Annotated in this window: 14 protein-coding genes and 1 tRNA gene; 13 read left to right on the forward strand and 2 right to left on the reverse strand. The window is 68.3% G+C overall.

Annotated elements, in window-relative coordinates; translation table 11 throughout:
* The 13 genes from PV350_RS40490 to PV350_RS40550 all read left to right on the forward strand — a co-directional run.
* Positions 1 to 530: UTRA domain-containing protein (locus tag PV350_RS40490; protein ID WP_500338428.1), on the forward strand; the 530-nt coding region annotated here is incomplete at its 5' end.
* 279 nt (positions 531 to 809) lie between these two features.
* Positions 810 to 1256 (forward strand): ATP-binding protein, encoded by a 447-nt coding sequence (locus PV350_RS40495; RefSeq protein ID WP_500338430.1) that lies wholly within the window; start codon positions 810 to 812, stop codon positions 1254 to 1256.
* Between the two features lie 101 nt (positions 1257 to 1357).
* Entirely contained in the window at positions 1358 to 2086 is a 729-nt protein-coding gene (locus PV350_RS40500) for a GntR family transcriptional regulator (RefSeq protein WP_500338431.1), read from the forward strand.
* A 137-nt stretch (positions 2087 to 2223) separates the two neighbouring features.
* Positions 2224 to 2577: an SCO3933 family regulatory protein gene (locus tag PV350_RS40505; RefSeq protein ID WP_500338432.1), complete on the forward strand. Its 354-nt coding sequence runs from the start codon at positions 2224 to 2226 to the stop codon at positions 2575 to 2577.
* Between the two features lie 5 nt (positions 2578 to 2582).
* A complete protein-coding gene (locus PV350_RS40510; RefSeq protein WP_500338434.1) occupies positions 2583 to 3956 on the forward strand; it encodes an FtsK/SpoIIIE domain-containing protein in 1374 nt (457 codons plus the stop codon).
* 82 nt (positions 3957 to 4038) lie between these two features.
* Positions 4039 to 4662, forward strand: coding sequence for a DUF2637 domain-containing protein (locus PV350_RS40515; protein WP_500338435.1), 624 nt, complete (start codon positions 4039 to 4041; stop codon positions 4660 to 4662).
* Between the two features lie 16 nt (positions 4663 to 4678).
* On the forward strand, positions 4679 to 4864 hold the full coding sequence (locus PV350_RS40520; RefSeq protein ID WP_018563557.1) for a hypothetical protein: 186 nt from the start codon (positions 4679 to 4681) through the stop codon (positions 4862 to 4864).
* On the forward strand, positions 4864 to 5055 hold the full coding sequence (locus PV350_RS40525) for a mobile element transfer protein (RefSeq protein WP_018563556.1): 192 nt from the start codon (positions 4864 to 4866) through the stop codon (positions 5053 to 5055). The genes PV350_RS40520 and PV350_RS40525 overlap by 1 nt, the downstream gene beginning before the upstream one ends.
* 10 nt (positions 5056 to 5065) lie before the next feature.
* The gene (locus PV350_RS40530) at positions 5066 to 5260 is read left to right on the forward strand and encodes a hypothetical protein (protein WP_500338436.1); all 195 of its coding nucleotides are present in this window, start codon (positions 5066 to 5068) and stop codon (positions 5258 to 5260) included.
* Between the two features lie 14 nt (positions 5261 to 5274).
* Complete coding sequence (locus PV350_RS40535; RefSeq protein ID WP_500338437.1) at positions 5275 to 5556, forward strand: SpdD protein; 282 nt, start codon at positions 5275 to 5277, stop codon at positions 5554 to 5556.
* Positions 5553 to 7007 carry a replication initiator gene (locus PV350_RS40540; RefSeq protein WP_500338438.1) on the forward strand — a complete coding sequence of 485 codons (1455 nt, stop codon included), beginning with the start codon at positions 5553 to 5555 and terminating at the stop codon, positions 7005 to 7007. Before PV350_RS40535 ends, PV350_RS40540 begins: the two co-directional genes overlap by 4 nt.
* A gap of 20 nt (positions 7008 to 7027) precedes the next feature.
* Complete coding sequence (locus PV350_RS40545) at positions 7028 to 7201, forward strand: helix-turn-helix transcriptional regulator (RefSeq protein WP_026251821.1); 174 nt, start codon at positions 7028 to 7030, stop codon at positions 7199 to 7201.
* Positions 7198 to 8571, forward strand: a complete 1374-nt coding sequence (locus PV350_RS40550) for a tyrosine-type recombinase/integrase (RefSeq protein WP_500338439.1) — start codon at positions 7198 to 7200, stop codon at positions 8569 to 8571. Before PV350_RS40545 ends, PV350_RS40550 begins: the two co-directional genes overlap by 4 nt.
* A 71-nt stretch (positions 8572 to 8642) precedes the next feature.
* Here PV350_RS40550 and PV350_RS40555 read toward each other — a convergent pair whose 3' ends face one another.
* Together PV350_RS40555 and PV350_RS40560 are read right to left on the reverse strand one after the other, a co-directional pair.
* Positions 8643 to 9251, reverse strand: a complete 609-nt coding sequence (locus PV350_RS40555; RefSeq protein WP_500338440.1) for a hypothetical protein — start codon at positions 9249 to 9251, stop codon at positions 8643 to 8645.
* Positions 9252 to 9585: 334 nt separating this feature from the next.
* Positions 9586 to 9657, reverse strand: a tRNA-Arg gene (locus PV350_RS40560).
* Between the last annotated feature and the right edge of the window lie 94 nt (positions 9658 to 9751).

Below are 9751 nucleotides of genomic sequence, written 5' to 3' on the forward strand. Positions count from 1 at the left end.
CATACGTGCGCGGCGTGGAGGTCAACCGGCGGGCCCGGGAGCTCTATGGTCGGGCACGGCAGACCGGGAAGATCTACACGGCTGGCGAGTACGCGGTGATCACGTCGGCGGGATGGCTTGATGCGCCGGATTACGTTGCCGACGCCTTGGGGTTGGCGAAAGAACGGCGCGCTGTGCATCGCCGGCGGGTGACCAGTAACCAGACCGGACCAATCACCTTGTCGACGTCCTGGTTCGCTCCGGAGATGGCGCAACGGGCGCCGAGGCTCATGGACCCCGAGCGCATCCAGGAGGGCACGCTGCTGTACGTGGAGCAGATGACGGGACGCCAGGGGAGCTATGCGGAGGATCGCATGAGCGCCCGCACCGCGACGGAGGAGGAGACGGCGGACCTCGGCCTGGAGGCTGGATCGGCTGTCCTTATCGTGCACCACGTGGTCTATGACCTGCAGGACCGGCCGTTGGAGTTCGCCGAGGCCACCTACCCGCCCAACCGGTGGGCGTTCGAACAGGGTTACCCGCTGACCTGATCGATTCGGGCCAAGTGCCCCGAACCCCTTGCCTGACCCAAGTGGCTAATGCCACTATCCACGAAGTGGCTAAGGCCACTTCGAAGGAAGGGGCGCGGTGTGAGCGGTGAAAGGCCGTTAGGGAACCGGAGGTCCGCCTGCCGGGGGTGCCGCGGTCGGGGCTGGAAGTTCGTCAGCTCCCGGACGTCGTTGGCGTTATCCGTTGCCAATGGGCGCCCCCGCGCCGTCTCCAAGCGGCGCTGCCTTGACTGCGATGGGACCGGCGAGGAGTAACCGCGGATGGATGGCATCGGCAAGGGGCGCCGTGACCACGGCGCTGACGACGGCCAAGTGCTCGGCTCGATGACCCTGTACCCGCTGCCTGAGTCGGTGTGCCGGGCTCGTCGCTGGTTCAGGCACTTCATCACCAAGCACGAAGTCGCCTGTTCGGTCGACGACTGTGTCTTGATGATCTCGGAGCTCGTGACGAACGCGATCCTCTACGGGCGAGCCGAGGAGGAATGGCTTGTGCGGGTGGAGTGGCGACGGGATGGGAAGTCCCTGCGGGTGGACGTACACAACCCGGGCTTTCCTGCGAGCGTCCGGCTGCGGTACCCGGCGGCAAATGAGGCCCATGGGCGTGGGCTGGGACTGGTCGATGCTTTGTCGGACTCCTGGCGCGCCGGCCCCAGTCGCTTCGGCGGGACGGTTGTGTCGTTCGAGATGGCCGACGCGTGGCCGTCGTGAGTGGGATGCGGTCTGGCTCGTCAGCCAGCTAGCGTGCGTGTCAGCCAGCTGGGTACGCTGGTTGACCAGTTGACTTGACCAATCCCGACTAGGCGGCGCCCGTGGCGTACGAAGTGGCTGCACCAAAGTACGTGCGGCTCGCGCAGACGATCCAAAGTCGGATCGAGGACGGCACCTATCCGCCAGGGTCGCTGGTGCCGAGCGAGAACCAGCTTGTGCAGGCGTCCGGAATGTCGCGGCCGACTGTTGTCCGGGCTCTCGAACTGCTCAAGCGGGACGGTTGGCTGGAGTCCCGGCAGGGCTTCGGGACGATCGTGCGCGGCCGCCCGGAGGTCGTCGAGCAGCGTGACCGCCGAGGCCGCGAAGCCTTGGAACGGGACGAGTCACGGACTCCGGGGCGTCTCGTTGATGTGGGGGAAGTCCAGGTCCCGCGCCGAGTTGCGTCCTTGCTCGGCCTGCCGCAGGGAGCCCATGCGCTCGTGCGCCGCCTTCTGATCGAGGAGGACGGTGAGCCCGTGGAGCTTGCTTCTTCCTACTTCCCGGCCGGCCTGGTCGAGGGGACTGAGCTCGGCAGCTCCGAACTTCTGGCTGAGAGCCCGCGAGCGCATCTCGAAGCGCGCAAAAAGGTGCGCTTCGATCACGTCACCGAGCGCGTTTCGGCGCGTCCTGCGGGGGACGAGGATGCGGGCCTGCTGGGGCTGACCGCGGGGGACCCCGTACTTGGCGTTCTGGTGGTGGCGCGTGATGCCTCCGGGAGGGTGTTGCAGGTCGTCGATGTTCTGCTCCCCGCCGACCGGCAGGAACTTGAAGACACTTATCGGCTCAACTGACCTGCCCTTAGTCGTTGGTTGAGGTCTCCCGACCCTTCAACTCCACTTGACAAGTCAACCTGGCGTCCCTAACTTCGAACTTGCTAAGTCAACCTGTCAGGCGACGGGTTGATGTGACCCGACAAGGGAGATTTGTTGTGCGTGTGATCCGTGTCGAGACCTCGGCGGCGACGATCCTGCTGACCGAGGCACCTTCGCCCAAGGTCCGGGACCGGCAGACCGGCGAGATCGCCAAGGACGCCGTAAGCGGCGAAATTCTGATGACCGTGGGTGTCGTCTACATCGACGAGGGGGAGTCCTCGCTGATCCAGGTCACCGTGCCGGAGAGCGGGGTGACCGATGGGCTGGCTGTGGGCTCGCCGATCGCGCTGCCCGGCCTGGTGGCCCGTCCGTGGGAGAGCGTCTTCAACGGGCAGAGCCGCCACGGCATCGCCTACCGGGCCCTTGTCGTGGCGCCCGGAGTGTTCGCGACGGCTGGACAGGAGGCCTGACACCGGTGTCCGAACTGCTGACGCTCGTGGAGGTGGGTGGGCCGCTCGCTGCGATAGGCGGCGCGGCCTACGCCCGGCACGCGCATCCGGCGGCGTACTGGTCCACGGTCGGGCTGCCGTTATCGGTGGCCCGGCTGCTGGCCTCGTACTCCTCCACCATGGAGGCATGCGGCCTGACGGTCGAGCCCTCCCGCTGGCGGGCCCTGGCCATCAGGGCGACCACTCATCGCGAGGTCCGTCCTGTGCCGCCGCGCCGCGGGCTGGTTCGCCCGACATCGACAGGCCTGCGCGTGCGGCTTCGCCTGGCCCCGGGGCAGGAGCCGGCGGACGTAGCCGCCTCTACCGAGCGACTGCGCCACGCCTGGGGCGTCCATGCGGTCCACGTCCGGGACATCAAGCCTGGCGTCGTCGAATTGCGGCTGGTCGGTTACGACGTGCTGCGGAAAGTGCGGATGCCCCGGAAGGCGGGCGCCGACTTCCTCAAGATCCCGGTGGCGCTGCGGGAGGACGCAACCGCCTGCGTCCGTGACTACCGCGTCGTGCCGCACCAACTCGTCCTCGGCGCGACCCTGTCCGGCAAGTCCATGTTCCTCAGGAACCTCTTCACCGGACTGGCCAGGCAGCCCGTCGTCCTCGTGGGGATCGACTGCAAGCGCGGAGTGGAGTTGGCGCCCTTTGCCGCTCGGCTCTCGGCTCTGGCGACCGATCCGGAGCAGGCGGCGGAACTCCTGCCGGCGCTCGTCCAGGAGATGGAGGACCGCTACGACCTGATCAAAGCCCGGCAAGGGATCGCTCCCGGCGCGTCGGGCGAGGAGATCACCTCGGACATCTGGGGCCTCCCCGAGGACAGGCGCCCGCCCCCGATCGTGCTGTTCATCGACGAGGTGGCCGAACTGTTCCTCGTCGCGACCCGCAAGGACGAGGAACGGCGCGACGAGATGGTCACGCATCTCATCCGGCTCGCCCAACTCGGCCGCGCCGCAGGCATCTACCTGGAAGTGTGCGGCCAGCGTTTCGGCGCCGAACTTGGCAAGGGCGCCACCATGCTCCGGGCCCAGCTCACCGGCCGTGTGTGCCACCGAGTCAACGACGAGGCCTCCGCGAAGATGGCGCTCGGCGACATCGCCCCCGAAGCCGTTGGGGCCGCGTGCGCCATCGCACCGGAACGCCCAGGACTCGCCGTCGTCGGTGACACCTCCGGCGGCTGGTCCCGCATCCGCACCCCGTACCTGTCCCTCGCCGAAGCGGCTGCCATCTGTCGCGAGACGGCCGATCTCGCACCGGACGTGCCCGCTCTGGTGTCGTTCCGTCCGGACGTACCGTCCCTGCCGACGAAGCACCTGGACCCGGCGCCGAAACTCCGCCCGGTTATCGACTGACCCGTTCTACTCCTCGGCCGGCGTGACCGCCTCGCGCCACGTCCCTACCCCCGCCTTGCCCGAAACCGGAAGGAGCCGTGCCGTGCGCGCTCACCTGGCCCGAGTCGATGCGGTGCTGATTCAGGCGGTCATCGCTGCCGCGCTGTCCTTCGCCCACCTGCACGACATCGCCGCGGCGGCTGGGCAAGACGGCTGGAAGGCCTGGGCCTACCCCATCTCCGTCGACCTCCTGTTGGTGGCGGCCTGGCGACGACTGCGGTCCGGGAGCTCCCGGGCGGCCGGCTGGTCCTGGTTCCTGATCGCCCTGGTCGCCTCACTCGGCGCCAACGTCGCCACCGCGGGACTGCTCAACCTGGCCGACGTACCGGCCTGGCTGCGCATCCTCGTCGCGGGCTGGCCGGCGGTCGCCTTCCTCGGCGGCACGCTGCTCGCCCACGCGGCGCCGATGCCCTCCACCGCCAACGAACCGCACGACGACGCGGACGCCGAGCCGCTGCCGGAACCACGGGCGGAACTGCCCGCACTCCCCGCAAACCCTCCAGCCCGGCCGCAGGCGGAGATTCCGCCCGCCCTCGTCCAGCACGCCCGCAAGATCGCCGACGACCACCGGGCCCGGACCGGAACCGCCATCGACGCGACCACGCTTCGCGCCCGGCTCGGCGTCGCCGCCCCGCTCGCCGAAGCCATCGCCGCCAAACTCACCTGACCTGGAGCAATCGCCCTTGCGTCCGACCACCCTGCGCGCCCTCAAGCGCGCCGCAGAACTCGTCCGACAGAACCAGTTCACCGAAGCCGTGCTCGTCGCCGAGCCGGTCATCCTCGCCGCCGACTACGCCGAGGCAGCCGAGATCCGCCGCTGGCTGACCGAGCACGTCCACGACTTCACCAGCCACCAGGAGGCCTCTTGATGCCCGCCAATCCCCGGTTCCGCAACGTCCGCCGCATCGGCCCCGTACAGGTCGCCACCTACTTCGACGGACGCGGCCGCACCAAGCACACCGCCGCGTGCACCGTCCCGCGCTGCGGCTTCTCCACCGATTACGACAGCCGCCCCGCCGCCGAGCTCGCCGCCCGCACCCACCGCTGCTCGGCCCGCTGAGGAGGCACCCGTGACCGTCACCCTGCCGCTCGTCGCCGTCCTGGGCGTCATCGCCTGGGCCGCGATCAAGTTCCTCGGAGTCCGCATGTGGGTCGCCGTAGTGATCGCCCTCTTCGGCTTCTACCTCGCCGACACCTTCCTCGCTCCCGCCATCGACTCCGGCACCCGCTCCGGGGTCGAGGTCGTCAACGGCACCCACGACTGAGAGGAGACCCACCCATGCTCCGCCCCAAGCTTCCCGCCATGCCCGACACCCTGGCAGTCCGGGACGACCACGCGCAGACCTGCTCCTGCCGTCACTCGGCAACCCACGCGGGGACACAGGCGCCTGCCCGCACCGTCACGCCCTACGTGAGTGCCGGGGCCGGCGTCGTCGTGGCCCTAGTCGTCGTCGGCATCGTCCTGACCGCGCTGCTGGCCACCGTCGCCCTCACCGCCGTGGCCGTGGCCATCGCTGCCCTGGTACTGCGCTCCCTGTTCAACACGACCACCGAACGATGACGGCCCGCCGGGGCGGCAACACGCCGCCAAGCATCCGACCGCCCCGGCAGGCCCAGCCCCTCACGACCGAAGCCGAAAGGACACAGGACATCATCACCCGCCCCGCAACACCCCCAGTAGCCGAACTCGGGCAACTCGCCTCCCTCGGCACCCTCCCAGCCCTCGCCCGACAGCTCTCCGGGCTCGGCGGCTGCGCCCGACCGGTACGACTCGACGGCTACCGAACGGAACACCGAGTCGACCCGGCAACCGGCGAGATCGGACCCGTCCTGCACCACCTCGACTCGACGACGCTCCCCGCCGGCCGACTCCTCGTGCCGTGCAAGAACCGTCGGGCCACCCGATGCACCGCCTGCGCGGAGACCTACCGCCGCGACACCTACCACCTGATCACCGCGGGCCTGCGCGGCGGCAAGGGAACCCCCGAGCACGTGGCCACGCACCCCCGGGTGTTCGCCACCTTCACCGCGCCCGGCTTCGGGCCCGTCCACAACCGGCCCACCGACAGCCGCGGAGAGGTGCGCCCCTGCCGCTGCGGGCTGCTGCACCACCAGGAGGACGACGCCCTCGGCACACCGCTCGACCCCGACACCTACGACTACGAGGCAGCCGTGCTGTGGAACGCGCACGCCGGAGCCTTATGGCGGCGCTTCTCCATCTACCTGCGCCGGGAGGTGGCCAAGCGCGCCGGACTGACCCAACGCGCCTTCCGGGACCACGCGCGGCTGTCCTTCGCCAAGGTCGCCGAGTACCAGAAGCGCGGCGCCGTCCATTTCCACGCGGTCATGCGCCTCGACGGCCCGGACGGCGGCTCCACGCCGCCCCCGGCCTGGGCCACCCCCGAACTACTGGCCGATGCGATCCACGCCGTGGCCGCACTGGCATCCGTCGACGGCCCGGTGATCGACGGCCGTGCGCACACCTTCGCCTTCGGCCGCCAACTTGACGTCCGCACCATCCGCAGCGCGGACTTCGACGGCGGCACAGAGCTGACCGAGCGCGCTGTCGCCGCCTACATCGCCAAATACGCCACCAAAGGCGCCGAGACGGCCACCGGCACCCTCGACCGCCCGCTGAGGTTGTTGGCCGAGCTGGGACATCTGCGGATCTCCGACCACGCACGCCGCATGATCCGCACGGCGTGGACCCTCGGCGCACGCCCCGAACTCGAAGAGCTCCGGCTCCGCGCCTGGGCCCACATGCTCGGCTTCCGCGGCCACTTCTCCACCAAGTCCCGCCGCTACTCCACCACCCTCGGCGCCCTGCGCAACGCCCGCGCCGAATGGCGACGCACTGAGGCCCTGACCGCGCTCGGCATCGACCGTCACGACGAGACGACGCTCGTCCTTTCCCACTGGGTCTTCGCTGGCACCAGTTTGACCCCCGGTGAGGCCTGGCTCGTGGCCTCACTCGCACCCGCCCTCGGAACGGAAGGAGAACCCACACCGTGACTGGCAGCCGCGACGAGCTGATGACCGTCCCGCAGATCCTCGCCGAACTCGGCGGGGTGTCCCGGCGCACCTTCTATCGCTGGCGTGAACTGGGCCACGGCCCGGATGCCTTCAAGTTGCCGAACGGCGAGCTGCGAGTGTGGCGCAGCGACTTCGTTGCCTGGCTTCGGCAATTGGAGGGGACCGCGGCATGAAGTCTCTGCAGGTCAAAATCTGGGGCGTCCGTAAGCGGCCCTACAAGACACCGTCATACGACGTGCGCTGGTCGGTGGCCAGCCAGGTGTTCTCCGAGACGTTCAGGACAAAGGGCCTCGCCGACCACTACCGCTCCAAACTGCTGCGGGCCTCGCACGACGGTGAGGAGTTCGACGTCGAGAGCGGCCTCCCCGAGTCGATGGCGGAGAAGAAGGCCTCACTGACCTGGTACGAATTCGCGCTCAGGTACCTGGCCATGAAGTGGCCGCATGCAGCGCCGAACACTCGTGTCAGCATCAACGAATCCCTGGCGTCGGTGACCGTGGCACTCCTCGACGAGCGTCCTGGCCGTCCGCCCGCGGAGGAGTTGCGCAAGGCCCTGCGCAACTGGGCATTCGTCCTGCCAGGGCCGAACGATCGGGATCTCCCATCGGACGTAGAAAATGTCCTTCACTGGGTCGCCAAAGCCTCCCGCCCCCTCGCTGATCTCGGTGACCCCGTGACCGGACGCGCCGTACTCGACTCCCTCAAGCTCAAGCTCGACGGCACTGCCGCAGCTGCCGAGACCGTACGTCGGAAGCGACGGACCCTCGTCAATGCCATGCATTACGCGGTCGATCTGGGCGAGTTCTCCGAGAATCCGCTCGGCGGCGTGAGGTGGCAGAAGCCCAAGGTTTCCAGCGAAGTAGATCCTCGGGTCGTTGCCAACCCTCACCAGGCTCGTTCCTTGCTGTGCGCGGTGTCCTACCTCGGCGGGTACCGGCGTGCCCGGGGCCGGCGTCTGGTCGGTCTGTTTGCGGCGATGTACTTCGGGGGCCTGCGCCCCGCCGAAGCGGTCGGGCTTGCCGAGACTGATCTCACCCTGCCGGCCACCGGATGGGGCTCCGCCCTGCTGCACCGAACGCGCCCGAGTGTCGGAAAGCTGTGGACCGACTCGGGGGAGAGCCACGACGACCGCGGGCTGAAGAACCGGCCGGCTGAGGACGTGCGACGGGTGCCGATTCCTCCGCAGCTTGTGGCGATCTTCCGGGAACACCTCGACACCTTCGGAGTGGCCGACGACGGGAGGCTGTTCTTCAGCGAGGGCGGGGGAGTGGTCTCCTCGTCCTCGTATTACCGAGCCTGGCAGGAGGCCCGTCTGCTGGCGCTGCCGCCTGTGGTGGCCGCATCGCCCCTGGCCCGGCGTCCGTACGACCTGCGGCACTCGGCGCTGTCGACGTGGCTGAACGCGGGCGTGGATGCCACGGAGGTTGCCGAACGGGCAGGCAACAGTGTGGAGGTCCTGCTGAGCCGCTACGTCAAATGCATCGACGGTCGACAGGAGATCGCCAACCGCAAGATCGAAGAGCTGTTGCGCGAGTACGAGTGATCATACTTCGACGGGCGCAGGCCCTGGTTTCTCCAGTGCCTGCGCCTTCTCATGCCCAAAGCTGTAGATGATTAATGGCCGTTATGCTGAGGCGCTGCCAGCCCGATCTCCGGGTTGTACCAGTCTGGAAGTTCCTGAGTAGCGCGCACCTCAAGGCGCATGAGTGCTCGCACGTGTCCTTGCTGCGCGGTGATCGAGTCCAAAAGACCAATGATGCGCTTGAGCCTCTCCTGACGAGTGGGCGAGTCTGGCCCACCCGCTGCGTCCATCAGGTGCTCGTAGGCGACGGCGAGTTGTTCGTTCACGCGGCTCTCGATCGCTAGGACCGCGTCGCTTGCCACCAGCTGGGCTTCAGCACGAGTGTCCCGTTGGGCACGTCGTGCGGTATTGACTTCCGCTGCTTCCGCGTCGACTGATCTCGATTTGAGCGCGTGGGCGTACGCCAGCATCGCGTCTCTGTAATAGCGATCATTTGCGTTCAGCTGAACGTAACAGTTGCGGAGTTGATCAATCTTGCGTTGATCTTCAGAAGCTCGCTGTTCCGTGGTGCGGGCCCGCTCTTCCCGCTCCCGCCGCTGTGACTCGGCACGCTGTGCGAGGACCTGAGTGATCACTCCCGAAGCCAGCGTTCCGAGTACGCCGACGCTCGCCACGATCACAGAAATGGTCCCACCGGACATCCCCACCCCCTGGGACTCACCTGACTGCGCTGATGTGCAGACACTAGTCAACCCAATCGGGTGGCTCGCCCCAATCGCTGGAGATCGTCGAGGGAGCAGCGTCAGTGTGGCGCGCCGGGGTTCTCGCGTGTAGGAGGTCGCCGATCAATCGCTCGCATCCCAGGCGCCCCGTGTTGGCGTGGCTGACCAGGAGCGATGCCTCAAGATCCCGTCCACGGATAGTCCACAGACCCCGTCCTACGCCCACTTTCGGCGACACACGCCTGCGCATACGCAAAGACCCCGCGCTCAGCGTCTTGGCTGGTGGCGGGGTCTTTTGGCACCTCGTGCGAGGTGCCCCCGGCAGGATTCGAACCTGCGCACACGGCTCCGGAGGCCGTTGCTCTATCCCCTGAGCTACGGGGGCGTGTCGGCCGCTGTGGCGGCGACGGGTGAAACCTTACCAGCCTGGAAGGGGTGTCCGTGTACAGGGTTTCCGGGGAGGCGGGTTGCGGGTGGGG

The organism is Streptomyces sp. PA03-6a (genome assembly GCF_033792765.1).
GTDB lineage: Bacteria > Actinomycetota > Actinomycetes > Streptomycetales > Streptomycetaceae > Actinacidiphila.